The sequence below is a fragment of the Chelatococcus daeguensis genome (assembly GCF_001887265.1).
GTDB lineage: Bacteria > Pseudomonadota > Alphaproteobacteria > Rhizobiales > Beijerinckiaceae > Chelatococcus_A > Chelatococcus_A sambhunathii.
Window position 1 is genome coordinate 1,721,353 of the sequence record NZ_CP018095.1, and the last position, 24,864, is coordinate 1,746,216.

The following is a 24,864-nucleotide window of genomic DNA, read 5'->3' on the forward strand; positions in this document are numbered from 1 at the left end:
CGGCCCGCGTCACGTAAAGTCGTTTGCTTTGGCCCGGTTTTTTTGTTCACCTCAGCGCGAGCCCCAGAAAACGACGAGGCTCGGGGGGTGAGACGTCGGCCATCCGGCCGTACGGCCGGAACCTGTGCGTGCAATCCCTCCCGCTCACTAGGGATGGAAAAATGACCGCACTGATTTTGATCATAGCCGCGGGCGCGCTTTCTATCGTCTACGGCGTCTATACCATTCAGTCCGTCATGGCGGCCGATGCCGGCAGCCAGCGTATGCAGGAAATTGCGAGTGCCATCCGGGAGGGCGCTCAGGCTTATCTGCGGCGGCAATATTCGACGATCGGTATCGTCGGCATCGTGCTGTTCCTCGCGCTCGCGTGGTTTCTCGGGCTTACGGTGGCCATCGGCTTCGCGATCGGTGCGGTCCTTTCGGCAGCGGCCGGTTTCATCGGCATGAACGTGTCGGTGCGCGCCAACGTGCGCACCGCCCAGGCGGCCTCCCGTTCCCTTGCGGCGGGCCTCGACCTCGCTTTCAAGTCAGGCGCGGTCACAGGATTGCTCGTTGCCGGCCTCGCCCTCCTCGGCGTCGCCGGCTACTACACGGTGCTGACGCAGGCGATGGGCCTCACCGTCGCCGACCGCACGGTGGTCGACGCGCTCGTGGCGCTCGGCTTCGGCGCCTCTCTCATCTCGATCTTCGCCCGTCTCGGCGGCGGCATCTTCACCAAGGGCGCTGATGTCGGCGGCGACCTTGTCGGCAAGGTGGAGGCCGGCATCCCGGAGGACGATCCGCGCAACCCGGCCACCATCGCCGACAATGTCGGCGACAACGTTGGCGACTGTGCCGGCATGGCGGCCGACCTCTTCGAGACCTATGCCGTCACGGTCGTCGCCACCATGGTACTCGCCGCGATCTTCTTCGTCGGCCAGCCGGTGCTCGATGCCGTGCTGCTCTATCCGCTTGCCATCGGTGGCGTCTGCATCGTCACGTCCATCATCGGCACCTTCTTCGTCAAGCTCGGCGCCAACCAGTCGATCATGGGCGCGCTCTACAGAGGCTTCATCGCCACCGGCGTGCTGTCGCTCGTCGCGCTCGCCATCGTCACCTGGCTCATCTTCGGCGGCTTCGGCACGGTGCTGACGACCGGCGGCGGCACCAGCTTCACGGCGGGCGATCTCTTCTGGTGCGGGGCGATCGGCCTCGTCGTCACGGCTCTCATCGTCATCATCACGGAGTACTACACCGGCACCGACTACCGGCCCGTGAAATCCATCGCCGCGGCCTCCGTCACGGGCCATGGCACCAATGTCATCCAGGGCCTCGCCGTCTCGCTCGAGTCGACGGCGCTGCCCGCCCTCGTCATCGTCGCCGGCATCGTCGTGACCTATTCTCTCGCTGGGCTCTTCGGCATTGCCGTTGCCGTGACGGCCATGCTGGCCCTGGCCGGTTTCGTGGTCGCGCTCGACGCCTTTGGGCCGGTGACGGACAACGCCGGCGGGATTGCCGAGATGGCCGGCCTGCCGGGGGACGTGCGCAAGTCGACCGATGCACTCGATGCTGTCGGCAACACGACGAAGGCCGTCACCAAGGGTTATGCCATCGGCTCGGCTGGTCTCGGTGCCCTGGTGCTCTTCGCTGCCTACACCTCGGACCTCAACTTCTTCGTCGCCAATGCCGAGCGGTTTCCCTATTTCGCGGGCGTCTCGGTCGATTTCTCGCTGTCCAACCCATACGTCGTCGTCGGGCTCCTGTTCGGCGGCCTGCTGCCGTTCCTCTTCGGCGGCATGGGCATGACGGCGGTGGGCCGGGCCGGCGGCGCCGTAGTCGAGGAGGTGCGCCGCCAGTTCCGCGAGAAGCCGGGCATCATGGCGGGCAAGGACAGGCCGGACTACGGCCGTGCCGTCGACATGCTGACGAAGGCGGCCATCAAGGAGATGATCGTTCCCTCGCTCCTGCCGGTGCTCTCGCCGATCGTCGCCTATGTCATCGTGCTCGCCATCGCCGGCAAGAACAACGCCTTCGCCGCGGTCGGCGCCATGCTGCTCGGCGTCATCCTCACCGGCCTCTTCGTCGCCATCTCGATGACGTCGGGCGGCGGTGCCTGGGACAACGCCAAGAAGTATATCGAGGAGGGACACCATGGGGGCAAGGGTTCGGACGCTCACAAGGCGGCCGTGACGGGCGACACGGTTGGCGACCCCTACAAGGACACTGCCGGCCCGGCTGTGAACCCGATGATCAAGATCACCAATATCGTGGCGCTGTTGCTGCTGGCGATCCTCGCCCACATGTAGTGAAGCGCCGCGCACATAGAAAAACCCCGCGGCAGCGATGCCGCGGGGTTTCCTGTTTCCGGATGGCGCCGGTCAGGCGCCGAAGGGGTTGAATGTCGCCCCTCCGCCGCCGCCGGTTGCGCGCAGCAACTGGCCGATCAGCGACAGCTCGGAGCCGCTCGTGGGCGTCGTGCGGGTGATGAAGTCGAACACGACGCCATCCTTGAGGCCGTAGTTGGCGAGGCGCTCGACCTTGAAGTTCTTGTCGAAATAGATGGCGAGCACGCGCTGCTCGACGAGCCGCGGGCTCATGAACTGCACCGGCCGCTCGAAGGTCTGGCTGATATAGTAGAAGGTCTTGTTGCCGACCGTCGAGACGGTGGAGGGCGTGCCCATCCGCTCCAGCACCTTCTCCACGCTCGTGCCGGGCTTCATCTCGGCCACGACGCGCTCGTCGATCACGTAGCCCTTGGTCAGGGTCTCGGTGGTGCTGCTGCAGGCTGCGAGCCCCATCGCCAAGGTCGCGCCGACGAGACAACGCGCCGCGATGCGTTGGAAAGATAGAGACTTTCGCAATGCCATACCGTCCACCTGTGTTATGGGACCGGGGGCTCCGCCCCGGACTTGCGATGGGACCCGCCGATGCCGTAGCGCGCACGCGGGCCTTTTGCAAGGCGTGGTGAGAAGGTTAAGAAGGTCGGCATGATCTTGTCTTTTCTGCGTCGCCGGCGTCCCAACGACGTCATCGAGGACCTCTATCAACGGGTCGCCAGGGCGGCGCGCCAGCCTGCGCTGTTCCTTGAGCTCGGCTTTCCCGATACGGCGGAAGGCCGCTTCGAGGCGCTGGTGCTGCATGTCGCGCTCATCGTGCGGCGGCTCAACGCGCTGTCCGCGCCGGCGCCCGATGCCGGGCAGGATCTGGTCGACGTGATGTTCCGCGAGCTTGATCGCGCGCTGCGCGAGCTCGGCACCAGCGACCTTGCCGTGCCCAAGCGCATGAAGGCGCTCGCCGGCATTTTCAACGACCGCATGCGGCGCTATGCGGCCGCCGTCGATGCCGGAGACGAGACGGAACTGCGGCGCCTTCTTGCCGTTCGCCTCGGTGAACCCGCCGAGCGCCATGCCGCGCTGGCCGCCTACGTGCGGGCGAGCGCGGCCGATCTCGACGGCCTCGACTTCGATGCCCTGTTGCAGCGGCCGGATCCCTTCCCGCCTGCTGTACGATTCGTTGAAAGGACCTGACCATGACCGCGGCGTCCGATGCGCTTCTGTCCCGCCCCATCGCCGTTGCCGATGTTCCGGCTGCGGGCCTCGAGGTGACGGTGGAAGCGAGCGAGGCCGAACGGGCAGAGCTTGCCAGATGTTTCGGTACGGGCCCCATCGACAGGCTCGTCGGCTCGTTCAGCCTGACGGGCACGAGCGAGCGCATTCATGTGACCGGGATTGTCGAGGCCGGGTTGATTCAGACCTGCGTCGTCACACTGGAGCCGTTCGCTACCAACATGCGCGAGGAAGTCGATGTCACCTTCATGTCGACGCCGGCGCTGGAGCGCTGGCGCGCCGCCTTCGAGGAACCGGAGGCGGGCGAGACACCCGCAGAGGACGAGCCCGACGAGATCGTCGGCGGCGCTGTCGATCTCGGCGCTGTCACCGCGGAGTTCTTTGCCCTCGGGCTCGATCCCTATCCGCGCAAGCCGGGGGCGCAATTCCAGTACGAGGGTGGCGATGATGGCAAGACATCGCCCTTTGCCGTGCTGAAGAACCTGCCCCGGCGCGAGGGGCAATGAGCGCCGCAAGGCATTTTCGAGTTGCGGGGGACGTGCGCTTCGCTATTGTCCGCCGTCCCTTGCACGTGGGGACGCATTTCGGGAGTTCGGGCTGAACCTATGTCACGACCGGTCACCATCGCACTCGACGCCATGGGTGGAGACCAGGGTGCCGCTGTTGTGATCCCGGGAGCGGCCATCGCCCTCGAGCGGCGGCCGGACCTGCGCTTCGTCATCTACGGCAACGAGGCGGTCGTTCAGCCGCTGCTCGATGCCCAGCCCGCGCTCAAGGCCGTTTCCGAACTGCACCACACGGACGTTGCGGTGCGTATGGACGACAAGCCGAGCCAGGCGCTCAGGGCCGGGCGCTACAAGTCGTCTATGTGGCGCGCCATCGAGGCGGTGAAGGACAAGCGCGCCGCCGTCGCGGTGTCCGCCGGCAACACCGGCGCGCTGATGGCGATGGCTACCTTCTGCCTCAAGCGGATGGCCAATGTCGACCGTCCCGCCATCGCCGCCCTGTGGCCGACGCTGCGCGGGGAGAGCGTCGTGCTTGATGTCGGCGCCACTATCGGCGCCGATGCGCAGCATCTTGTCGATCTCGCCGTCATGGGCGCCGCGCTTGCGCGCATCGTGCTCGACATCGAGCGGCCCACCGTCGGCCTCCTCAATGTCGGCGTCGAGGAAGTAAAGGGCAACGAGGCGGTCAAGGAAGCCGGCAAGCGCCTGCGCGAGGCGGATATCCCGCTCATCGACTACCGCGGATTCGTCGAGGGCGATGATCTCGGCAAGGGCACGGTCGATGTGGTGGTGACGGAGGGCTTCGCCGGCAACATCGCCTTGAAGACGGCCGAAGGCACGGCCAAGCAGATCGCCCATTACCTGCGCGCCGCCATGGGACGCACCCTGCTGGCGCGTGTCGGCTATCTCTTCGCCAAGGGCGCCTTCGATGCGCTGAGGGAGAAGATGGATCCGCGCCGCTCCAACGGCGGTGTCTTCCTTGGCCTCGACGGCGTCGTCATCAAGAGCCACGGGGGCACCGACGCCCTTGGCTTTGCAAGTGCCGTCGAACTCGCTTACGACATGGCGCGCCATTCGCTCGCCGACACCATCCGCGAGACGATTGCGCAGGTGCACCCCTCGGCCGTGGCCGAGGCTTGAGGAGTTCTCTTAAAGTGTCCCGAATCCGGTCGGTCGTCCGCGGTTGCGGCTCCTATCTTCCCGAACGCGTTGTGACCAACGCCGAGCTCGCCGGAATGGTCGACACCTCCGACGAGTGGATCGTCCAGCGCACGGGCATCCGCGAGCGGCGCATCGCCGCCGACGGCGAGACGACGTCGTCCCTCGGCCTTGCCGCCGCGAAGGCAGCGCTCGACGACGCCGGCCTCACGCCGGCCGAAATCGACCTCATCATCTGCGCCACGTCGACGCCGGACTACACCTTCCCGGCAACCGCCACCCAGATCCAGTCCGCACTCGGCATGACACACGGCGCGGCCTTCGACCTGCAGGCGGTCTGTTCGGGATTCGTCTTCGCCGTCGCGACCGCCGACAAGTTCCTGACGTCCGGCTCGCACCGGCGCGCGCTCGTCATCGGCGCCGAGACCTTCTCCCACATCATCGACTGGCAGGATCGTACCACCTGCGTGCTCTTCGGCGACGGTGCTGGCGCTGTCGTGCTGGAGGCCGGGGAGGGCGCGGGCACGAACGCCGATCGCGGTGTGCTGACCTCGCATCTGCGCTCCGACGGCCGTCACCGCGACAAGCTCTATGTCGACGGCGGGCCGGGCTCCAACCGTCAGGTCGGGCACCTGCGCATGGAGGGACGCGAAGTCTTCCGCCACGCCGTCGGCATGATCACCGACGTCATCGAGGATGCCTTCCAGGCGACCGGCACCACGGCCGACGATCTCGACTGGTTCGTGCCCCACCAGGCCAACCGCCGCATTATTGATGCAAGCGCGCACAAGCTCGGCATCGCACCCGAAAAGGTCGTGGTGACGGTGGACCGGCACGGCAACACCTCGGCCGCGTCGATCCCGCTGGCGCTCGCGGAGGCGCGGGCGGACGGGCGCATCAAGCAGGGCGACCTCGTCATGCTCGAGGCCATGGGCGGCGGCTTCACCTGGGGCAGCGCGCTGGTTCGCTGGTAGCGCCGGGCCTCAGCTCCGCTTCGGGACAGGCGTTTTCGTGCCCGTCCTTCGTCAAACGAATGGGCGAATGTACCATTGACCGCGCCTGCCGCTGCCAATACCTTGTAAATTCATATAGATAATCCTGTTTTCTGAATCGGGGCGGGAAGGTGGTCATGGCCGGTCGCACGGTTACGCGCGCAGATCTCTGCGAGGCGGTCTATCAGAAGGTGGGTCTTTCCCGCACGGAATCGGCGTCGCTCGTCGAAATGGTGCTCTCCGAGATCTGCGACTGCCTGGCGAGTGGCGAGACGGTGAAGCTGTCCTCGTTCGGCTCCTTCGTGGTGCGCGACAAGGGCCAGCGCGTCGGCCGCAACCCGAAGACGGGGGTTGAGGTGCCGATCGAGCCGCGCCGGGTCATGGTGTTCAAGCCGTCGAACGTGCTGCGCGCCCGCATCAACGGCGAGCGCGGCGACGACGAGGCGTGAGCGGCCGCCGCGTCGCATTCGGGATGGCGATGCGGCTGTGAGCATGTGGCAGGCGCCGCCGGCCGGGCCGGCGGCGGGGCAAGTAAGTAGGGGCCTGTTGTGGACAAAGGGCCGGACGCATTCCGGACGATCAGCGAGGTGGCGGAAGACCTCGATCTGCCACAGCACGTGCTGCGTTTCTGGGAAACGCGCTTTTCGCAGATCAAGCCGCTGAAGCGCGGCGGCGGTCGCCGTTATTACCGGCCGGACGATGTCGACCTCCTGCGCGGGATCCGCCACCTCCTCTACGGTGAAGGCTACACCATCAAGGGCGTCCAGCGCATCCTCAAGGAGGAGGGAGTGCGCTACGTGGAGACCATCTGGCGGCAGGACGGCACGGCGCCGGCGCCGGTTGCGCGGGCCGACGTGGACGATGCGAAGCACACGCCAGCCTTTGCCGATGCGCCCGAAGACGGGGCGTTCCTGTTCGACGACGGTGCGCTGATGCAGGCACCGCCGACCCCTGCGCCCGTCGCGTCGACGCCGTCGGGACGCGGTCCGGCGGCCGATGCGGCAACTTTGGCATCGGCAGGCTCCTCCGGCCTCACGGCGGCGCAACGGCGCGCGCTGCAGGCCGTGCTGGCGGAACTGGCGGAATGCCGGCGCCTCCTCGATGCCGCGCGTCGTGGAGCCGACGGCGACGCGTGAGTCCCGCGCCGTTCAGCTCAGATAACCGAGCAGCCAAAGGATGATGATGATCGGCAGCGGAATGCCGATAATCCAAAGCAATGCTCCGCGCAGCATGGCGCTCTCCGTCTCGTTGTCTCATCCGAAAGGAAAGTCGGCGCGTGGGGGATTTGTTCCTGGTCGTTCCGGGCCGAGAAAAGACGAAAGCACCGCGGCCCGACGGGAATTGCTCAAGGATATGCCCAGGGCGCGGCGTTCTCGCTGCCGTCCGGCATATCAGCCCGCGCCGGTCTCCGTATCGGCGGAGAGCCGGTGCAAGGTCCCTAGCAAGGCGAAGGAGAGACCCGTCGCAAGGCCATGATCCATCAGGACCGGAAATTCGAAGTCAGTTCCGGGATCGAGGCGCAGCACCACGTCGCCCGTCGCCTCGTGGCTGGCAAGAGTGAAGGAGCGAACCGGGGTTGGAGCCGGGCCTCTAGGTTCATCCGGCAGGAATGCGTCGGCGCTGGCGACAAGGCGGCGCGCCTGGTTTGCGAGCGTGACGAGCAGGCCGACAGGCATTCGCAACTCCGTCCCGTCCTCCGTCAGCAGCATCACATCGCCATTGGTTGTTCCCAGTTTGGCGCTTGCAATCTCTTTCACGATTTCCTCGGCAAATCATTCGCTTCCAGCAATGCGTGAAGCATAGCCAACTCTCTGAGCGATTCTAGTGACCAGCCATTGCTGTAAGATGACGCAGGGTTGGGGCGTCGATGTCGTCGTCGGTGGGGAATGCGGGCGGTGGCGAGGGGGCTTCTTCGGCGCTCATCTATTCGTCCCCAATGAGAACAAAAAGAAAAAACCCAGCCCGGAAAGGTCAAGCCACCTCGGCGAGCGGCTGTGGCGTCCGCGCTACCGGCAGACGCGCGCCGAATGTATAATGTGCGTCATTTTACGCATCAGTAGTTATTATTGTAACTATTGTTCTATTAATTTAATATTAATTTACGCAATCACTTCTAAGAAATATATGATAATATTGTGCATAGAGTTTGCATACTTTCCAAATATTGGCGCCGTCAGGTGTCGGGGGATATTTTCTGGGTTTTCAGGAGAAAGTTTCGATGCCCGCTTGCTTTAGACTCGAAATGAAGGTGTGCAGGCCAATTAGGCCGTAAACCCATAAACGGCTCTGGGTTCCCTGACGGTAGCAATTGTGATTCAAGCTCCTTTTCGGGAGCTTTGCGATGGGCCGCTACGATCTGACGGATTTCGAATGGGAGGCGATCCGGCCTCACCTTCCCAACAAGTCGCGGGGCGTGCCTCGCGTGGATGACCGGCGGGTTCTCAATGGCATCTTCTGGTGCCTGCGCTCGGGCGCGCCGTGGGCGGACATGCCGGCGCGCTACGGGCCGCCGACCACGATCTACAACCGCTTCAACCGATGGCGGAAGGCGGGCGTCTGGGATCGGCTCATGGACGCGATCACAAGGGCTTACGATGGTGACGTGCAGATGATCGACACCTCTGTCGTCCGCGTCCACCAGCACGGGGCGACGGCAAAAAGGGGGGTGTCGATCGATGTCTGGGTCGCTCCCGAGGCGGGCTCACGACCAAGCTCCACGCGCTCGTCGACAGCCGAGGCAGGCCGATCCTCCTCAAGCTCACGGCAGGCCAAGCCAGCGACCTCGCGAGTGCCAAAGACCTGATCGGGCATCTCGCGCCGGGCTCAATGCTGCTGGCCGACAAGGGATACGACGCCAACGACCTGCGCGCTGCCGTCGCCGAGCGGAACGCATGGGCGAACATCCCGCCCAAGCGCAACCGCAAGGACCCGATCTGCTTCTCCAGGCACCTCTACAAGGCGCGCAACCTCGTCGAGCGCTTCTTCAACAAGATCAAACACTTCCGCCGTATCGCCACCCGCTTCGACAAGACGGCGGAAAACTTCCTCGCCGCCGTGAAGCTCGCGTCCATCCGCATCTGGCTACGCGGTTATGAGTCTACGGCCTAGGGGAAGACGAGCCGCAGCTGGCCCAATTTTTCCATCACCGCGGGCGGCCAGAGAAGGGGGCGATTTTGAGGCTCTCGTGCCGAACGCGCTGGCCCCCCTCCACCGGCAACGGGCGACCGATGCATTCGAAGGTGGAGCGACGAAGCGCAAGTTGAGGAAGGGAGCCGGGAAACCAACGGTCGTGCTGCTGTCACTTCTGGCGGGGATAGCGACGTCTGGAGCGGCAAGAGCGAACTGCTCCGCATATACCACAATAACAACCTTCGATAACTCTGGCTCCGGTTGCTGGTCAACAAGCTCGCAGCCCAACTTAAATGCGCAGGTAACTGCAGGAAATGATTCTTACGCAATTGGAAGTGGAACCGTGGTAACGGGAAGCGAATCTTACTCGCTGGGGAACTTGGCTATTGTTAACGGAGAACACTCTTACGCGATCGGAACGAGGACGAGCGTGACGGGTAATTCTTCTTATGCAATCGGCGATTCGGCAACAGTCACCGGGGGCGCGGCAGATGCATACGCGATAGGGACGCGAGCGAACGCTTCAGCGGACAGCGCGCTTGCGATGGGCAAGAGTGCAAGCGCGACGGCAGTGGGCGCGACGGCGGTGGGTTTGAACGCCGTGGCCAGCTCGGATAATGCGCTTGCCTTCGGTACGGGCGCGCAGGCTGCAGCAGTCGGAGCGGCTGCGCTCGGTAGAGGTAGCACCGCGCTGGGCGTGAACAGCACGGCCGTAGGGTCCCAGTCGCAGGCGGTCGGCGCGGAAAGTACAGCGCTCGGGAACAATGCGCAGGTGACGGGGGCCGGTCAGAACGCGGTTGCGCTGGGCGCCGGCTCCGTCGCGGACCAGGCCAATACCGTGTCGGTTGGCTCTGTCGGGAACGAGCGGCGGATGGTCAACCTCGCGGAGGGCGTCGACCGCACCGATGCCGTCAATGTCGGCCAGTTGCGGGACGTGGAAAATGCGCTGAACGACCGGATGAACATCCTGCAAGGAACGGTGCTCGAGACGCGCTAGGAGGCCCGCCAGGGCGTCGCCGCTGCCATCGCCATGACGACCGCGCCCATGCCGTCCGCGCCCGGGCGCGCGAGTTGGGCTATGAACCTCGCCACCTTCAAGGGCGAATATGCCTTCGGCGGCTCTCTGGCCTATCGCTTCGACGCGCCGATCCCCATTGCCCTGACGGCCGGCTACGCCTACGGCGGCGGCAAGTCCCATGCCGCGCGCGTCGGCCTGCAGGGGGAGTTCTAGGCCGTAAACCCATAAACGGCTCTGGGTTCCCTGACGGTAGCAATTGTGATTCAAGCTCCTTTTCGGGAGCTTTGCGATGGGCCGCTACGATCTGACGGATTTCGAATGGGAGGCGATCCGGCCTCACCTTCCCAACAAGTCGCGGGGCGTGCCTCGCGTGGATGACCGGCGGGTGCTCAATGGCATCTTCTGGTGCCTGCGCTCGGGCGCGCCGTGGGCGGACATGCCGGCGCGCTACGGGCCGCCGACCACGATCTACAACCGCTTCAACCGATGGCGGAAGGCGGGCGTCTGGGATCGGCTCATGGACGCGATCACAAGGGCTTACGATGGTGACGTGCAGATGATCGACACCTCTGTCGTCCGCGTCCACCAGCACGGGGCGACGGCAAAAAGGGGGGTGTCGATCGATGTCTGGGTCGCTCCCGAGGCGGGCTCACGACCAAGCTCCACGCGCTCGTCGACAGCCGAGGCAGGCCGATCCTCCTCAAGCTCACGGCAGGCCAAGCCAGCGACCTCGCGAGTGCCAAAGACCTGATCGGGCATCTCGCGCCGGGCTCAATGCTGCTGGCCGACAAGGGATACGACGCCAACGACCTGCGCGCTGCCGTCGCCGAGCGGAACGCATGGGCGAACATCCCGCCCAAGCGCAACCGCAAGGACCCGATCTGCTTCTCCAGGCACCTCTACAAGGCGCGCAACCTCGTCGAGCGCTTCTTCAACAAGATCAAACACTTCCGCCGTATCGCCACCCGCTTCGACAAGACGGCGGAAAACTTCCTCGCCGCCGTGAAGCTCGCGTCCATCCGCATCTGGCTACGCGGTTATGAGTCTACGGCCTAGCAAGTCGTATCCGTCGAGCGCCCCTAGAGCAGGAACGAAGGGCTCGCCATGCCCCATCGGGCAATGGCGAGCCCTTCGTTCGCCGTCGCCGGCATACCGGACGATCGGCGCCGGATAGTCAGGGAAGATGCCCGGAAGCGGCGGCAGATTGCCCGTCGTGTCACGCATCGCGCGCGAGAGCTCACGGATGGCGACTTGCCCTTGGTCAGGCTGTAGAGGTTGCACATCGTTCGCTCCAGCGCATCATCGGCGTCCTGGATCATATGGCGATCGCGAAGCGGAACGAACCGCGAATTGACTGTGGGTGTTTTTGTGGGTGGTTGGCGCCTCGAAACGGCACATATACGCCCTTTGTTCCCCTTAGCTGCTCTTCGCGCTTGATCTCTAGCGAAAGCCTGAAACCTAAAGAACAAAACGGGTTTGAATGGTCGGAGCGGCGGGATTTGAACCCACGACCCCTAGTCCCCCAGACTAGTGCGCTAACCGGGCTGCGCTACGCTCCGACACCCGAAGGGCGTTGTTTCTCTAGGTGTTTCGCCGCGGGAATGCAAGCCCGGAGTTCTGGCGGCGCGCGGCTCGAACGATGCATCGGGGACACAAAGCCCCGTAAAGTGCGGGCCTCATCCGCTTCGGTTACTGTGGATATCTTGGGGGATGCGAGCGCTCGTCCCCGACGGGCAACTCGTCCCCCGCCGGCACGCGGGAGGCCTCGGTGCCAGGTTGCCGACATGCGAGGGCAGCCCGTACGGCTACGGCGAATGGCAACCGGACAAATATTACCAAAAAGTAATTCCATCGTTCAGGAGCCATTCAGGGCAATCCTCATAAGACGGAGGGCAGAAGAGGAGATGTTCATGAAAAAGATGGCCCTGTTTGTTGCATCGATCGCCATAGTCGTTTCAGGCGCGGCCGTCGCCCAGCCCCATCCATTGCACCGCGGCCCCGATGCCCATATCGAACACCGGGACGTGCGGAGCCAACGCCCGGGCGCGCACAACAGGTATCGCGATGTCCGGACCGAGCATCGTGACGTGCGCATCGAGCACCACGACCGGCATCCGCGGCATGTCGAGCCGCAGCACCGCCGCGGCCGGCCGCATTGGGCGAAGGGGCAGCGCTTCGAGTGGAAGAAGTATCGCCACCGCGAAATTCACGCCCGCGACTACCGCCGTTATCGCCTTCAGGAGCCGCCGCGCGGCCATCGCTGGGTCGAGGTCGACGGTCGCTTCCTGATGGTCAATGTCGCAACCGGCATCATCGCGTCGATCTTCATGATGCACTGAAGCGGACGCGCAGAAGCCCTGCAGCGCATGCAGGAGCCGCGCATGGGCGGCTCTTCCTCAAGGGCTTTGTCCTCGGCCTGCTATCGGCAGACGTGTCGGCGCCCATCATAGCCAAGATAGGTGCCGGTGCGCGGGTTGAAGGACTTGTACTTGCGCGAGCAATAGGCCACCCACCCGGCATCGTAACGGCGCGGCGGCGCGGCGATGGCGCTGCTGGCAATCGCGCCGGCGGCGAGGCCGAAGATGCCCGCCGCAATCGCGGCGCCGGGATCGTAGCCGTAGCCGTAATACGGCCTATAGTAGCCGCCGTAATAGTATGGCCGATAGTAGCCGCCGTAATAGTATGGCCGATAGTAGTCGCCATAATAAGGGCGGGCGTAGTAGGGGCGGGCGTAATAGGGGCGCGGATAATAGGGGCGGCCATAATTGCCGTATCGCCGCAGGCCGTAATAGCCGCCGTACACGGGCCGCACTGGAGCGACCGGCCGCACCCGGACAGGCCCGCCCCAACTGCGCGTCCACGTGCCCGGCCCCCCGACGTACCTGTGACCGGGACGACCCCACTGGGCACTGTCGATAAGCGTCGCGGAGGGCGCAGTATCCATGCGGACGATCTGCGCTCCCGCTGGCACCGCAGGGACCGCGAGCAGCGCTGCAACGGCCGTGACGGCGAGTGTCTTGCAGACGGGCATGGCGCGTTCCTCCTCGCGGCAACTGAGGCTTCCGACGCCGCGGACAAGCCGCCGGCGGGCGGACGGCCCCGAGCGCCGATCATCTCGGCCGCGTGCGGACGGCGCCTTTTTCCATGATAGAACAAACTGTGGCGGCAGGGCGAGCGAGGGGATCACGTATACGCGACCCTCGCGCGCCCGGGGAGGGCGCGCGACCTGTTGCGTGAAGCACGCGGCTCCGGCATCGGGTCTCCGGCTCGCACGGGGGCAGCCTTTCACCGCGCCTGCAGGGTTCTGACCTTTCCGGCGCGAGGCGGAATCCTCTAGAAATGATTCATGCAGGCGTTTCTGACGGATTATTGGCCGCATCTCTTCTTCGTCCTGAGTACGGTGGCCGGTCTGGCTGCGGCCGTGCACGCGGCGATGACGAAGGACGAGGTGCGGGCGGCCATCGGCTGGGCGGGCGTCGCGATGCTGTCCCCAGTCTTCGGTGCCGCGCTCTATCTCGTTGTCGGCATCAACCGCGTGCGCCGATCGTCCGTCATGCGCAAGCGGGCGCGCACGCGCCGGGGCCGGGCGGCCGAGAACGAGGACAGCGACAGCGCCGCGCTATCGCGCCTGCCGCTCGCGTCGCTGGCCCGGCTCGGCGACAATGTCTCCCAGTTCCCGCTGACGCTCGGCAACAAGGTCACGCCCCTTGTCGGCGGCGATGCCGCCTATCCGGCGATGATCGAGGCGATCAGGAGTGCCAGAAAGTCGATCGCGCTCGCGACCTATATCTTCGACCACGACGCGGCGGGGCTCGCCTTCGTCGAGGCGCTCGTGGCGGCGAAGGAGCGCGGCGTCGCAGTGCGCGTGCTGATCGATGCAGTGGGGGCACGTTATTCGAAGCCGCCGCTGCCGCTCCTCCTGCGCCAGAGCGGCGTCACCTCGGCGCTCTTCATGGGCAACATCATCGGCCTTAAGCTGCCCTATGCCAATCTGCGCAGCCACCGCAAGATCCTCGTCGTCGATGGCAAGGTCGGCTTCACCGGCGGCATGAATATCCGCGCCCATTTCCTCACCTCGGCCATGGGTGATCACACGGCGCGCGACACGCATTTCCGCTTCGAGGGGCCGGTGGTCGAGCAGTTGCTCACCGTCTTCGCCGAGGACTGGCATTTCGTAACGCGGGAACTCCTCGACGGGGCGGTGTGGTTCGGACGCGCGGCGCGGCCGGCCGTCGGCTCGGAGGTGGCGGCGCGGGCGATTCCGTCGGGGCCGGACCACACGCTCGAATCGAACCACGCCATGATCATGGGTGCACTTGCGGCCGCCGAGCGCCGGGTCATGATCGCGTCGCCCTATTTCCTGCCAGATCAGCAACTCGTCGGGGCCTTCGGCGTCGCAGCGCGCCGCGGCATCGAGGTCGACATCGTCATTCCCGACAGCAACAACCTGCGCCTCGTGGACTACGCCATGACGGCCCAGCTCGATCAGGTGCTGCGACGGGGCTGCCGCGTCTGGCGCGCGCGCGGCGTCTTCGACCATTCCAAGCTCATGACGGTCGATGGGGTCTGGAGCTACATCGGCTCATCCAACCTCGATCCGCGCAGCCTTCGGCTCAATTTCGAGCTCGACGTAGAGGTGCACTGTCCTGAGCTGGCCGGCTGGATCGAGGGCTACATCGGCGAGCGCATGGCCGATGCGGTCCCTGAAACCCTGCAGAGCCTCGCGGCTCGCCCGCTCGTCGAGCGGCTGCGCAACCGGGTGGTGTGGCTGGCCTCGCCTTACCTCTGACGGCACGCCGGCGCACATCGTCCCGGGTCGGACCGGCGCATGGTTCTTCTGCAGTCGGGCCCAAGCCGGCGGAAAGGGACGAGAAACCACGATGATGTCCGGAGGCGCCCGGAGCGCCCTGGAAGAGCTGCGAAACGGATGATGTCGCCTGTACGGATGTGGCCGTCCGGCATCGCCACGTGATGACCGAGGCCCTGCACCTTGCCGCCCAGCGGCCTTGCGAGGCGCGCCTGGTCGGTATCATCCAGGAGATCGACGAGGAAATCGGCTTTCCCACCGCCAAGGCCATCACCTGCCCCCCTCGTGCGGGCGTTCCAGGGCAGGTGCGAGGGGGAACATCCGTTCAGGCGGATGTGAACGGGAAAACGGTCGCAATGCCGGGGCGTTAGCCGCAGAAGCGGAATCAGGATGCGAGCGCGCGGGGCCCTGTTTCCCGCCGTGGCGTTGCGGCCGCCATGCCCCAGACGAGCCCGAGAAGCAGATAAAAGTGGCGCCAGTGGTCGCTGTCGATCTGGATGCCCTGCAGCGCGGTGACGAAGAACACGCTCCAGATCGGCAGGAAATGGCGCTGCAAGGGCCCGCGCCGCAGCACCGTGCGCCAGCCGACGAAGAAGGTCGTCACGATCAGTACGAGATAGGCGATGCCGCCGAGCCAGCCATAGGAAGCGAAGGCGTTGAGGAACACGTTGTGCGGCGCGGCGCCATACATCTCGGAGGAAAAGCGCAGGGGGCCGAAGCCGTTCGGCAGGTCGAGCAAGAGCGGGAGGCTGCGGATCTGCCCGCCGAAGCGGCCGGTCGGGCCCATGTCGTAGGATTGCAGGCCCGCTCGCTGGGCGACGAGTTCCCCGATCTCGCCGCTGGAGAGGGCAGCGAGCAGCACGATGATCACGCCCGCCGAGAGCGCTGCGACCTGGCCGACGAGCCGCGAGCGCTGGCCGTTGCTGCGGCTCGTGAGATAGATGAGCAGAACGAGCAGGCCGACGCTGCCGACGGCGTTGATCCATGCACCGCGCGACAGCGTCAGCAGCAGCGCGAGCATCGGCACCGACAGCTTGGCGAGGCTCATGACGAGCCGGCCGCGGCCCGTCATGATGTCCTGCACCATGAAGGCGACGGCGAGCGTCAGATAGGGCCCGAGAACGTTGGGATCCTTGAAGGTGCCGGAGGCGCGGCCGTAGAGGGAGAAGATCGAGCCGAGACCGGCGATGTCGAGATACCCGGCGATGCCGGCAATCGCCGCCACCCAGGCGGAAGCGACGAAGCCGCTGCGGATCGCCTTCAGCCGCTCCTCGCCGTCCTGCGAGAGGATCGTGGCGAAGAAGATCGCGGTCACCATCAGATAGATCGAGATGGCTACGAAGGTGACCGACTTGCGCTGGTCGAGATAGGGAATGAGCGAGAAGACGCCGCCGAGGTTGAAGGCGAGCAGCAGCACGATGAGCGGCACGACGAGGCGCGGCAGCCGGATGCCGCCCGTGATCATGAAGCCGAAGAGGGCGACGAGGAACATCGCCTCATAGGGCGACGGCTCGATGATCGCGAGCGAGCCCGAGAAGGCGAGCAGCCACAGGAGCGCATGTTGCAGCCGGCGCGTCGGGATGCGAAGGCCGCTCGCGACGGTGTCGGCGATGTCGCCTGCGGCCGTCAATAGGCGTTCTCCGACTTGAGAAGCGCCAGCGGCGTCTTCAGGAGGATCACGAGGTCGAAGAGCACCGACCAGTTCTCGATATAGAACAGGTCATGCTCGACACGGCGCTGGATCTTCTCCTCGGTATCGGTCTCGCCCCGCCAGCCGTTGATCTGCGCCCAGCCGGTGATGCCGGGCTTGACCTTGTGGCGGGCGAAGTAGCCGTCGACGACCTTGTCGTAGAGCCTGTTCTCGGCCTTGGCATGCAGCGCGTGCGGACGCGGCCCGACGAGGGATAAGTTGCCCTTGAGGACCACGTTGAAGAGCTGTGGCAGTTCGTCGAGCGAGGTCTTGCGGATGATGCGGCCGACGCGCGTCACGCGCGGATCTCCCTTGGTCACGAGACGCGCCGCCGTTGCGTCGCTCTGGTCAACGTACATGGAGCGGAACTTGAAGACCTCGATGAGCTCGTTGTTGAAGCCGTACCGCTTCTGGCGGAAGAGCACCGGCCCTGGGGAGTCGAGCTTAACCGCGAGGGCCGTGAGGAGGAGCAACGGCGACAGCAGCACCAAGAGGATTGTTCCGACCAGCTTGTCGAAGAGCCACTTGAGCACCAGGTCCCAGTCGGCAATCGGCTTGTCGAAGACGTCGAGTACCGGCACCGAGCCGATGTAGGAATAGGCCCGCGGACGCAACCTCAGCTGGCTCATGTGAGCGGCAAGACGGATATCGGTCGGCAGCACCCACAACTTGCGCAGCATCTGCAGGATACGCGCCTCGGCCGTGATCGGCAGCGTGAAGATGATGAGGTCGACCTGCGTGCGCCGCGCGAAGGTGACGAGATCGTCGACTGTGCCGAGCTTGGGATAGCCGGCCAAGACGTTAGGTGAGCGGTCGTCGCTGCGATCGTCGAAGAAGCCGCAGATTCGCACTCCCGTATCGCGCTGTGCCGCCAGAGCCTCGATGAGCCGTTCCGCCGCTTCGCCGCCGCCGACGATCACGGTGCGCCGGTCGAGCCGGCCGGCGCGCGTCAGGCGCGTCACGGCGAGGCCAAGAGCGAGCCGGACCAGGAAGAGCCCAGCAAGTCCCGAAACGTACCAGCCGAGCAGCCAGACCCGGGAGTACTCCTCGCTCGTCTTGGTGAAGAAGAGCGCGGCGAGGGCGAGGAGAAAGATGACGCTCCAGCTTGCGAGAACCCGGAAGGCCTGCGTGAGGACGGAGCGCATCGCGCCGATATGATACAAGCCCGCCGCCTGCAGCGCCGCGACCGTCGCCAGGGCGAAGACTGGCAGGAGGCCGAGGTAGGAGAGGGGATAGCCGTGGTTCGGCGCGATATAGATCGCGAGCGCGGCGTAGCCCGTGGCGAGAACCACCGCGATGTCGGCGAGGCGGGCCGCCCCCGTGATGATCACGGGCGAATAGGTGGGCCGCACGGGCAGCGCCGCCATGCGCTCGGCGAGCGGCGACAGGCGCGGTTCTTTCTCGTCCGCGGAAGCAGGCGCAGGCTGGGCGGGTTCGGCCGCGGCGGCGTGGTCGAGCAGATCGCGAATGTCAAAATTGGACATGTTCGAACTTCGGCGGGACAAAAGGGAAGTCTCGCCAAGGCAATCGCAAGGCCCATGCCATGGCGCAGGCGGGTCCCGTTCCCGCTGCAATGGCCTAGCACGGCCGTCTGGCGAATGTCTTAACGCAGTGCTGCGTGATAGGCGCCGAGCACCGAGGCGACCATCTGTGGCAGCGAGAAACGCTGGCGCACGAAGGCGCGCAGTGTGGCGTCCTCGGCGCGGGCCTCCGCCTCCGGCAGGTCGAGGCGGCGGCGCAGCGCGCCGGCGAGGGCCTCTGGTGCATTGGGAGGTATCAGGCGGCACGCCTGCGGCCCGAAAATCTCGGGGATGCCGCCGACGGAGGTCGCGACGAGCGGCATCGCGGCAGCCGCAGCTTCCAGCACGACATAGGGGAGGGACTCGGCCCGCGACGGTACCACCATCACCCGCGCCAGCGCGAGCGCCTTCCGGATCGGCATGGGTCGCTGGAAGGTCACGGCCGCTTCAAGACCCCGGCGCGCCGCATGGGCTCGGATGGTCTCCTCCTCCGGGCCGGCACCGACGAAGACGGCAGTGAGTTCGCGGCCTTCCGCGCGCAGCAGCGCCAACGCGTCGATCAGCGTGTCGATACCCTTGAGGTGGCGCAACTCGCCGATATAGAGCACGTCCTGCGGGTCGGACCGCGGCACCTCATCGAACTCGGCTTCGTGCAGACCGTTGTAGACGACCGCGGAGCGCGCCGCGAGGGAGCCGAGCGCCCCCGCGGCGAGCCGGGCGATATAGGCGCTCTCGAACAGGAAGAAGTCGGTCCTCCGGGCCAGGACGCGCTCGGCAGCCATGTAGAGCCGGTGCTGCGCCGTGCCCGGCGGGTAGTGGAAGCTGCCGCCGTGCGGCGTGTAGATGCGGGCGGGACGACGCCCGTTCGTCCGCGCGGCCAGCCGGGCGTAGAGGCCACCCTTGGCGCCGTGGCCGTGCACCACGTCGGGTCCGAGATGGGACACCAGCGCACGCACGCGCAGGGCACTCGCAAGATCGCCAAGCCCCGGCAGGCGCGCCATGGGCAGGCGCGTAACGCCAAGCGAGAGATCCCCACCGAGCGCGGCGAGGGTTGCTTCCGCCCGCTCGCCGCCGGTCGTGGCGTCGCAGACGATGCCCACCCGGTGGCCGAGCTGCGCCTGTCCGCGCGCAAGGTCGACGACATGGCGGAACAGGCCGCCGACGGGTGCGCGCAGCACGTGCAGGATGCGCAGGGACTCGGGATGGGGCATGACGTGTCGTCCGGGCCGACGGTGGCTCAGAACCACCGCTCCTTGATGACGATGGTGTCGCCCGGCTTGATCGGATAGGTCGCCGGCAGCGGCCCGGTGACGGCCTTGCCCGGCGCCTGACGGGTGACGAGCGCTTCGCTCTCCACGGCGCGGGGGGTGAAGCCGCCGGCGATGGCGGCGGCGGTCTGCACCGTCATGCCGGCGACAAAGGGATATTGGCCGGGATTGCGCACCTCGCCGAGGATGAAGAACGGCCGATAGGCCTCGACGTCCACGCTCACCGACGGTTCGCGCACGTAGCCGGCGGCGAGCTTGCGCTCGATGGCCTTGGCGAGCTGCTGCGTCGTCAGCCCGCGCGCCGGGATGGCGCCGACGAGCGGCATCGCGATCTTGCCCGAGGCATCCACGGTATAGATATTGGACAGGCTGTCCTGCCCGAAGACGATGATGCGGAGGCGGTCGCCGCTGTCGAGCGTGTAGACCTGCGGGCGGGGCACCGCCTCCACCGTCATCGGTGCACGCGACGTCTGGGTGCAGGCGCCGAGCGCGGCGTAGAGAAGGGCGAGGGCGATGGCCGGAAAGCGCGACATGTGACCGTCATCGGAAACTGCAGGACGAGACGCATCTAACGCCGTTATGGTTAACAAAGGTTGATTTTTGCGTATGCCGACGGCCCTTGCCGTCCATCAGGCCGATTTAACCTGCCGGCAACGCCTTGTGTGCAAGGTTGAGGCGTTGTTTTTCGTATTTTGAGGCGCCGATGTCGAAGGAAGTCGCGGCCGGGGGGGCTCCGGCCGCCGGGGACGATCTCGATCTGGGGGTGATCTGGCGCGCGCTGGTGCGGCGCCGGATGTGGATCGCCTTGCCGACCCTTCTCGCCTTTGTCGGGGCGTTCCTGATCGTCAATCTCATCACGCCGCGCTACAAGGCCGAGACCAGCGTTCTTCTCGTCAGCGGCGACACTTTCTACACGCGCCCCGAAGGCGGGGCAGGCGCCGGTTCCCAGTTCGACGAGGAAGCGGTGCAGAGCGAGGTGCAGGTCATCATGTCGCGCGATCTGGCGCGCGACGTCATCGGCAAGCTCGGCCTCGTCGGCAATCCTGAGTTCGATCCGGATGCGCGGGTGCTCGGCCTTAGCCAGCGTGTCATGCAGTGGATCGGCCTTAGCGGTTCCGGCAAGGTGCGCCCGCCTGAGGAGCGCGTGCTCGCCACCTATTACCAGCGCCTCAACGTCTTTCCGCTGCCGCGCTCGCGCGTCGTGGCCATCGAGTTCTCGTCGGCCGACCCCGACCTCGCGGCTCGCGCCGCCAACACGATCGCCGAATCCTATCTCGATTTCCAGCGCGCCGTGAAGCAGAGCGCGACGCAGGCCGCATCCCAATGGCTCGCCGAAACCATCGAGCCGCTGCGCAAGCAGGTCGCCGAGGCCGAGGCGAAGGTGGAGGATTTTCGCGCCCGCCACGGCCTCATGAGCGGCAATGCCGGCGAGGTGACGCTGCCGGCGCAGCAGCTCGCCGAGCTCTCGGCGCAGCTGTCCGCTGCCCGCTCGGCCCAGGCCGAGGCCGAGGCGAAGGCGCGTCTGATCCGCGATATGATCGCCTCCGGCCGCGTTTTCGACATTCCCGATGTCGCCAACAACGAATTCATCCGTCGCCTCCTGGAACAGCGCATCGCGCTGCGGGCGCAACTTGCCCTCGAGGAGAGGACGCTTCTGCCAGCCCATCCGCGCATCAAGCAGCTCAACGCCCAGATCGCGGACCTGGAAAACCAGCTCCGGCAGGAGGCCCAGCGCACCGTTCGTTCGCTGGAGAACGAGGCGAGCCTCGCCGCTGCGCGCGTCGAAAGCGTGCAGAAGGCCTTCGACACCCAGAGCGCCGTGGCCGCGAAGGCCAAGGAATCGGAGGTGGAGCTGCGTGCGCTCGAGCGCGAGGCACGCACCCAGCGCGAGCAGCTCGAGACCTACCTGACCCGCTATCGCGAGGCACAGGCGCGCGAAGTGGAGAACGCGAGTCCGGCCGATGCGCGCATCGTCTCGCGCGCCGTGGTGCCGGGCACGCCGAACTTCCCCAAGAAGGTGCCGATCATCGCCATCGTCACTCTGGTGGCCTTCTCGCTGGCGGCGACGCTCGTCATCGCGCTGGAACTCCTGTCCGGACGGGCCTTCGTTCCGGCGGCCGCGCCGCCGGCCCACCTGCCGCCGGCGCAGGCCGTCTCCGAGCCGTCGCGCGTCGAGCCCGCTCCTCCCCCGTCGCCCGTTACAGACGCGCCGGTCTCGGCAGTGGTCGAAGCGCAGGCGCCGGCTCAGCCCCGCGACGAACGAGAGGCTGTGCCGGCGGCGACGACGGCTGCCGATGCGCTGGCGCCGCTGATGGCGCGGCTCGGCGATCGTCCCGCGGAGGGACGAGGCCGGCGCTTGCTGGTGACGGAGGCCGCGGCCGGTGCCGGCGCCGTTCCGCTGGCGCGCGCCCTGGCCGATGACCGCGTCAGGACCGAACGCACGATTCTGCTCGACCTGACGGCAGGCGAAGCGATGCGCGGCGCCCGACGTCCGGGCCTCGCCGAGCTTGCCTTGGGCAGCGCCTCCTTCTCCGACGTCATCGGGCGTGATGCCGGCACGCGGCTGCACCGTGTCTCGGCGGGCACGAATCTCGCCGACGCACTCGCCCAAAAGTCGGGCGCGCTCGAATTGCCGCTGCTCGCCCTCGATCAGACCTATGAGTGGGTGATCCTCGTCGTCGATGCCGCAGGTCTCGAGGCGCTCGCCCCGCATGTCCTGCCACACGTCGACCACGTGGTACTCGTGTCGGAAGAGGCCGAGCAGGCCGAGGCCACACGCGCGGCTTACGCCCGCCTTGCGGAGGCGAAGGCGCGCGACATCATCGTCGTGGTGCCGCAGGCGGACGGCGCGCGCGCCGCAGCCTGAGCCGCCTCCGTCAGGCCGCGGGGGCGGGCTTCAGCCGCTGATAGAGCGCCGACAGCCTTTCCGACTGCTTGACGCGACGCTTGGCCCACACCGCGGCCTTGAGTGGCGGAGCAAGGAGCCGTCCCTTCGCCGAGACGGGGACGATGCCGTCGCGCAGCTCCATGACCTCCTTGCAGAAGACGCGCTTGTACGGCAGGTCGCCGACGCCGAGATCGAAATGGGTGAAGCCTTCCGCGGTCAGTGCCTCGATCATGTGGATGAACAGGACCTCCGCCGGGCTCGAGCGCGAGATCTCCGGCCGCTGGTCGAAGGAGTGGAACATGACGCTCATGTGCGTGCCCCAGACGGTGCCCGCCCGCGTTGCGACGATCTCGTTGCCGACCAGAAGGGCGTAGAGCCTGAGCGGCGGCGGGCTGCCGTCGGGCTGCGGCAGGCAGGCGGCAAGCAGAAAGGCCTGGATGCCCGGATCGGCGAAGGGATTGGCGATCTTCTGCGCGGCGAAGCGCTCAGCCTTCTGGGCGAGGAAGGCGGCAAGCGCGCGCCGCACGTCCTCCTTGCTCTCCATCAGGCGGGCAACGAACGTCCCCCGCTCCGACAGGGCCCGTTCCTTCGACTTGAAGACGCGACGGCGCTTGGGACTGAGGATGTGCGTGCGCGCCTCGGCGGCCGGGAAGTCGACCGTGAGCTGATAGCCGTTGCTCGGGCTCGGCTGCGACATGACGGCGGCGAGCGCATTCTCCTCTCCGTGCCAGGCCTGCGGCTGATGGCGGAAGATGAAGAGGTCGATGCCGGCAGCCCGGCCGGCCCGCTGCAGCGCCTCTGCCCATTCGTCCGCGGAGGGCGCGCCCCCATGGGCCAGGAGCGGCATGTGGAAATTGGCATGGCCGGCGCCTGGCATGGTCGCCACCGTCAGCCCCCGCCGGGAGAAGACGTCGAGCGGCAGCAGCGCCCGCACCGCACCGGCTTCGTTGCGCACCCGCAGCAGCATCCGCTTCGGCCGCCGTCTGTCCTGCCAGCAATGGTCGTAGGCGCTGACCCAGGCATGGGACTGGTAGGGCGACATGAGCGCCTTGCGCTCGAAGTCGCGCCAGCAGGAGGCGATGGCCGCCGGATCGTCGAGGACGTCGACCACAAGGCCAACGCTTGCGTCCTGCACGGCCACCGGGGCATCGTCGAAGACGTCGAGATTGGTCGTCATCGCTCCCATTCCTGCAAAGACCTGTTTCAAAATGACGCAGCGTTTAGCGTCCGCGCCGTTGCACGGGCGGTTCTGATCCTCTCCTAGCAAGGAAACGGCCAAGGAAGCATGAATCTACGCAGCACGATCATCCGCTTCGGTATGCAGGCGATCAGCCTGACTGGGGCGGACCGCTGGCTGGCCAGCGCGGCGCGGGGCAGGGGAGCGATCCTGATGCTGCACCATGTGCGCCCGGATGCCGGCCGCGGCTTTGCGCCCAACGCCCTTCTGGAGGTGACGCCCGGCTTTCTCGACGAGGTGCTGACGCTCGCGAAGGCGGAGGGCTTCGTCTTCGTGCCGCTCGACGAGGTGCCGGAGCGGCTCGCCGATCCGCGCCCGGGCGCGGCGCCCTTCCTGGCGCTGACCTTCGACGACGGCTACCGCGACAATGTCGTCCATGCGCAGCCCGTCCTCGAACGGCACGGAGCCCCCTGGACGGTCTTCGTCACTACCGGTTTCGCCGACCGCACGGCGCGCCTGTGGTGGCTGGAGCTGGAGGAGGCCGTGCGTCGGCTCGACCATGTGGCGGTCGACGACGGCGACCTCGCCATCGCCCATCCGGCCCGGACCGATACCGAGAAGAGCGCGGCCTTCGAACAGCTTTACTGGGCGCTGCGGCGCGGGCCGGAAGAGCGGCTGCTCGCCGTCATCGCGGGTCTTGCCGAGCGGGCGGGCGTCGATGGCCGTGCGCTCGTCGAGGAGCTCTGCCTCGACTGGGCGGAGATCGCGGCGCTGGCGCGCGTGCCGGGCGTCACCATCGGCGCCCACACCCTGACCCATCCGATGCTGGCGAAGCACGACGCGGCGCGGGCGCGCGATGAGATCGAGCGCTCCCGGGCCATCATCGCCGAGCGTGTCGGGCAGCCGGTGCGGCACTTCGCCTATCCCGTCGGCGATCCGACGTCGGCGGGACCGCGGGAGTTCGCCATCACCCGAGAGGCCGGCTTCGCGACCGCCGTGACGACGCGCCCGGGTCATCTCTTCGTGGCGCACGCACAGCATCTGACGGCACTGCCGCGCGTGTCCCTCAACGGCCTCTACCAGACGAGGGCGGCGGCGCGGGCGCTCTTGTCGGGCGTGCCATTCCTCTTGTGGAACCGGGGGCGCAAGCTCGACGTCGCTTGAACA

Annotated in this window: 22 protein-coding genes, 1 tRNA gene and 3 pseudogenes; 16 read left to right on the forward strand and 10 right to left on the reverse strand. The window is 66.5% G+C overall.

The genetic code is table 11. The features are described from left to right. Positions 1-161: 161 nt before the first annotated feature. Positions 162-2,285: a sodium-translocating pyrophosphatase gene (locus BOQ54_RS08200; RefSeq protein ID WP_055460590.1), complete on the forward strand. Its 2,124-nt coding sequence runs from the start codon at positions 162-164 to the stop codon at positions 2,283-2,285. A 72-nt stretch (positions 2,286-2,357) separates the two neighbouring features. On the opposite strand, the gene BOQ54_RS08205 is transcribed toward BOQ54_RS08200, so the two are convergent. Further along, positions 2,358-2,846 carry an outer membrane protein assembly factor BamE gene (locus BOQ54_RS08205; RefSeq protein WP_055460591.1) on the reverse strand — a complete coding sequence of 163 codons (489 nt, stop codon included), beginning with the start codon at positions 2,844-2,846 and terminating at the stop codon, positions 2,358-2,360. A gap of 120 nt (positions 2,847-2,966) precedes the next feature. Between BOQ54_RS08205 and BOQ54_RS08210 the strand changes: the two genes are divergently transcribed. The 6 genes from BOQ54_RS08210 (at position 2,967) to BOQ54_RS08235 (ending at position 7,337) form a co-directional block, all read left to right on the forward strand. Beyond that, a complete protein-coding gene (locus BOQ54_RS08210) occupies positions 2,967-3,506 on the forward strand; it encodes a ubiquinol-cytochrome C chaperone family protein (RefSeq protein WP_055460592.1) in 540 nt (179 codons plus the stop codon). Between the two features lie 2 nt (positions 3,507-3,508). Continuing rightward, positions 3,509-4,051 carry a YceD family protein gene (locus BOQ54_RS08215; protein ID WP_071923681.1) on the forward strand — a complete coding sequence of 181 codons (543 nt, stop codon included), beginning with the start codon at positions 3,509-3,511 and terminating at the stop codon, positions 4,049-4,051. 99 nt (positions 4,052-4,150) lie between these two features. Next, a complete protein-coding gene (gene plsX / locus BOQ54_RS08220) occupies positions 4,151-5,191 on the forward strand; it encodes a phosphate acyltransferase PlsX (RefSeq protein ID WP_055460594.1) in 1,041 nt (346 codons plus the stop codon). 14 nt (positions 5,192-5,205) lie between these two features. After that, on the forward strand, positions 5,206-6,183 hold the full coding sequence (locus BOQ54_RS08225) for a beta-ketoacyl-ACP synthase III (protein ID WP_055460595.1): 978 nt from the start codon (positions 5,206-5,208) through the stop codon (positions 6,181-6,183). A 155-nt stretch (positions 6,184-6,338) separates the two neighbouring features. Next, a complete protein-coding gene (locus BOQ54_RS08230; RefSeq protein ID WP_055460596.1) occupies positions 6,339-6,650 on the forward strand; it encodes an integration host factor subunit alpha in 312 nt (103 codons plus the stop codon). A 99-nt stretch (positions 6,651-6,749) separates the two neighbouring features. After that, the gene (locus BOQ54_RS08235; protein ID WP_055460597.1) at positions 6,750-7,337 is read left to right on the forward strand and encodes a MerR family transcriptional regulator; all 588 of its coding nucleotides are present in this window, start codon (positions 6,750-6,752) and stop codon (positions 7,335-7,337) included. A gap of 255 nt (positions 7,338-7,592) precedes the next feature. Here BOQ54_RS08235 and BOQ54_RS08240 read toward each other — a convergent pair whose 3' ends face one another. Beyond that, positions 7,593-7,958, reverse strand: a complete 366-nt coding sequence (locus tag BOQ54_RS08240; RefSeq protein ID WP_145979745.1) for a hypothetical protein — start codon at positions 7,956-7,958, stop codon at positions 7,593-7,595. Positions 7,959-8,542: 584 nt separating this feature from the next. Here BOQ54_RS08240 and BOQ54_RS19485 point away from each other — a divergent pair. The 4 genes and pseudogenes from BOQ54_RS19485 to BOQ54_RS19490 all read left to right on the forward strand — a co-directional run bounded on the left by BOQ54_RS19485 (position 8,543) and on the right by BOQ54_RS19490 (position 11,404). Beyond that, positions 8,543-9,309, forward strand: a pseudogene (locus tag BOQ54_RS19485) (IS5 family transposase). Continuing rightward, a complete protein-coding gene (locus BOQ54_RS20405; protein WP_348626521.1) occupies positions 9,293-10,327 on the forward strand; it encodes a YadA family autotransporter adhesin in 1,035 nt (344 codons plus the stop codon). The pseudogene BOQ54_RS19485 and the gene BOQ54_RS20405 overlap by 17 nt, the downstream one beginning before the upstream one ends. Before the next feature lie 81 nt (positions 10,328-10,408). Continuing rightward, positions 10,409-10,561, forward strand: coding sequence for a hypothetical protein (locus BOQ54_RS20225; RefSeq protein ID WP_245316324.1), 153 nt, complete (start codon positions 10,409-10,411; stop codon positions 10,559-10,561). A 76-nt stretch (positions 10,562-10,637) separates the two neighbouring features. Continuing rightward, positions 10,638-11,404: pseudogene (locus tag BOQ54_RS19490) on the forward strand (IS5 family transposase). A 29-nt stretch (positions 11,405-11,433) separates the two neighbouring features. On the opposite strand, the pseudogene BOQ54_RS20230 reads toward BOQ54_RS19490, so the two are convergent. Together BOQ54_RS20230 and BOQ54_RS08280 are read right to left on the reverse strand one after the other, a co-directional pair. Then, positions 11,434-11,631, reverse strand: a pseudogene (locus BOQ54_RS20230) (SOS response-associated peptidase); the annotation flags it as partial. 198 nt (positions 11,632-11,829) lie between these two features. After that, positions 11,830-11,907, reverse strand: a tRNA-Pro gene (locus tag BOQ54_RS08280). Between the two features lie 351 nt (positions 11,908-12,258). Between BOQ54_RS08280 and BOQ54_RS20025 the strand changes: the two genes are divergently transcribed. Beyond that, positions 12,259-12,687: an RcnB family protein gene (locus BOQ54_RS20025; RefSeq protein ID WP_157672592.1), complete on the forward strand. Its 429-nt coding sequence runs from the start codon at positions 12,259-12,261 to the stop codon at positions 12,685-12,687. Positions 12,688-12,767: 80 nt separating this feature from the next. Here the strand turns inward: BOQ54_RS20025 and BOQ54_RS08290 are convergent, their stop codons facing one another. Then, the gene (locus BOQ54_RS08290) at positions 12,768-13,379 is read right to left on the reverse strand and encodes a BA14K family protein (RefSeq protein ID WP_245316326.1); all 612 of its coding nucleotides are present in this window, start codon (positions 13,377-13,379) and stop codon (positions 12,768-12,770) included. A 315-nt stretch (positions 13,380-13,694) separates the two neighbouring features. On the opposite strand from BOQ54_RS08290, the gene BOQ54_RS08295 reads away from it, so the two are divergent. Both BOQ54_RS08295 and BOQ54_RS08300 read left to right on the forward strand, forming a co-directional pair. Beyond that, complete coding sequence (locus BOQ54_RS08295) at positions 13,695-15,137, forward strand: phospholipase D-like domain-containing protein (protein ID WP_055461080.1); 1,443 nt, start codon at positions 13,695-13,697, stop codon at positions 15,135-15,137. 182 nt (positions 15,138-15,319) lie between these two features. Further along, positions 15,320-15,526 carry a hypothetical protein gene (locus tag BOQ54_RS08300; protein WP_145979746.1) on the forward strand — a complete coding sequence of 69 codons (207 nt, stop codon included), beginning with the start codon at positions 15,320-15,322 and terminating at the stop codon, positions 15,524-15,526. A 14-nt stretch (positions 15,527-15,540) separates the two neighbouring features. Here the strand turns inward: BOQ54_RS08300 and BOQ54_RS08305 are convergent, their stop codons facing one another. The 4 genes from BOQ54_RS08305 to BOQ54_RS08320 all read right to left on the reverse strand — a co-directional run bounded on the left by BOQ54_RS08305 (position 15,541) and on the right by BOQ54_RS08320 (position 20,166). After that, positions 15,541-16,785 carry an O-antigen ligase family protein gene (locus BOQ54_RS08305; protein WP_083585931.1) on the reverse strand — a complete coding sequence of 415 codons (1,245 nt, stop codon included), beginning with the start codon at positions 16,783-16,785 and terminating at the stop codon, positions 15,541-15,543. Next, entirely contained in the window at positions 16,782-18,329 is a 1,548-nt protein-coding gene (locus BOQ54_RS08310) for an undecaprenyl-phosphate glucose phosphotransferase (RefSeq protein WP_071923687.1), read from the reverse strand. The genes BOQ54_RS08305 and BOQ54_RS08310 overlap by 4 nt, the downstream gene beginning before the upstream one ends. A gap of 119 nt (positions 18,330-18,448) precedes the next feature. Then, entirely contained in the window at positions 18,449-19,576 is a 1,128-nt protein-coding gene (locus tag BOQ54_RS08315; RefSeq protein WP_071923688.1) for a glycosyltransferase family 4 protein, read from the reverse strand. A gap of 26 nt (positions 19,577-19,602) precedes the next feature. Then, positions 19,603-20,166, reverse strand: coding sequence for a polysaccharide biosynthesis/export family protein (locus BOQ54_RS08320; protein WP_055461075.1), 564 nt, complete (start codon positions 20,164-20,166; stop codon positions 19,603-19,605). Positions 20,167-20,336: 170 nt separating this feature from the next. Between BOQ54_RS08320 and BOQ54_RS08325 the strand changes: the two genes are divergently transcribed. Continuing rightward, positions 20,337-22,499 (forward strand): GumC family protein, encoded by a 2,163-nt coding sequence (locus tag BOQ54_RS08325; RefSeq protein WP_083585932.1) that lies wholly within the window; start codon positions 20,337-20,339, stop codon positions 22,497-22,499. 10 nt (positions 22,500-22,509) lie between these two features. Here the strand turns inward: BOQ54_RS08325 and BOQ54_RS08330 are convergent, their stop codons facing one another. Beyond that, on the reverse strand, positions 22,510-23,697 hold the full coding sequence (locus BOQ54_RS08330; RefSeq protein ID WP_071923689.1) for a GNAT family N-acetyltransferase: 1,188 nt from the start codon (positions 23,695-23,697) through the stop codon (positions 22,510-22,512). 108 nt (positions 23,698-23,805) lie between these two features. Here BOQ54_RS08330 and BOQ54_RS08335 point away from each other — a divergent pair, with 108 nt between their 5' ends. Beyond that, positions 23,806-24,861 (forward strand): polysaccharide deacetylase family protein, encoded by a 1,056-nt coding sequence (locus BOQ54_RS08335; RefSeq protein WP_071923690.1) that lies wholly within the window; start codon positions 23,806-23,808, stop codon positions 24,859-24,861. Positions 24,862-24,864: the final 3 nt, after the last annotated feature.

What these genes read in the sequence shown, in the direction of transcription:
- plsX (WP_055460594.1), top strand. Translation starts at nt 4,151, where the DNA reads ATGTCACGACCGGTCACCATCGCACTCGACGCCATGGGTGGAGACCAG.
- BOQ54_RS08315 (WP_071923688.1), bottom strand. Translation starts at nt 19,576, where the DNA reads ATGCCCCATCCCGAGTCCCTGCGCATCCTGCACGTGCTGCGCGCACCC.
- BOQ54_RS08295 (WP_055461080.1), top strand. Translation starts at nt 13,695, where the DNA reads ATGCAGGCGTTTCTGACGGATTATTGGCCGCATCTCTTCTTCGTCCTG.
- BOQ54_RS08330 (WP_071923689.1), bottom strand. Translation starts at nt 23,697, where the DNA reads ATGACGACCAATCTCGACGTCTTCGACGATGCCCCGGTGGCCGTGCAG.
- BOQ54_RS20225 (WP_245316324.1), top strand. Translation starts at nt 10,409, where the DNA reads ATGAACCTCGCCACCTTCAAGGGCGAATATGCCTTCGGCGGCTCTCTG.
- BOQ54_RS08325 (WP_083585932.1), top strand. Translation starts at nt 20,337, where the DNA reads ATGTCGAAGGAAGTCGCGGCCGGGGGGGCTCCGGCCGCCGGGGACGAT.
- BOQ54_RS20405 (WP_348626521.1), top strand. Translation starts at nt 9,293, where the DNA reads ATGAGTCTACGGCCTAGGGGAAGACGAGCCGCAGCTGGCCCAATTTTT.
- BOQ54_RS08335 (WP_071923690.1), top strand. Translation starts at nt 23,806, where the DNA reads ATGAATCTACGCAGCACGATCATCCGCTTCGGTATGCAGGCGATCAGC.
- BOQ54_RS08200 (WP_055460590.1), top strand. Translation starts at nt 162, where the DNA reads ATGACCGCACTGATTTTGATCATAGCCGCGGGCGCGCTTTCTATCGTC.
- BOQ54_RS08310 (WP_071923687.1), bottom strand. Translation starts at nt 18,329, where the DNA reads ATGTCCAATTTTGACATTCGCGATCTGCTCGACCACGCCGCCGCGGCC.
- BOQ54_RS08210 (WP_055460592.1), top strand. Translation starts at nt 2,967, where the DNA reads ATGATCTTGTCTTTTCTGCGTCGCCGGCGTCCCAACGACGTCATCGAG.
- BOQ54_RS08300 (WP_145979746.1), top strand. Translation starts at nt 15,320, where the DNA reads ATGACCGAGGCCCTGCACCTTGCCGCCCAGCGGCCTTGCGAGGCGCGC.
- BOQ54_RS08320 (WP_055461075.1), bottom strand. Translation starts at nt 20,166, where the DNA reads ATGTCGCGCTTTCCGGCCATCGCCCTCGCCCTTCTCTACGCCGCGCTC.
- BOQ54_RS08290 (WP_245316326.1), bottom strand. Translation starts at nt 13,379, where the DNA reads ATGCCCGTCTGCAAGACACTCGCCGTCACGGCCGTTGCAGCGCTGCTC.
- BOQ54_RS08215 (WP_071923681.1), top strand. Translation starts at nt 3,509, where the DNA reads ATGACCGCGGCGTCCGATGCGCTTCTGTCCCGCCCCATCGCCGTTGCC.
- BOQ54_RS08230 (WP_055460596.1), top strand. Translation starts at nt 6,339, where the DNA reads ATGGCCGGTCGCACGGTTACGCGCGCAGATCTCTGCGAGGCGGTCTAT.
- BOQ54_RS08205 (WP_055460591.1), bottom strand. Translation starts at nt 2,846, where the DNA reads ATGGCATTGCGAAAGTCTCTATCTTTCCAACGCATCGCGGCGCGTTGT.
- BOQ54_RS20025 (WP_157672592.1), top strand. Translation starts at nt 12,259, where the DNA reads ATGAAAAAGATGGCCCTGTTTGTTGCATCGATCGCCATAGTCGTTTCA.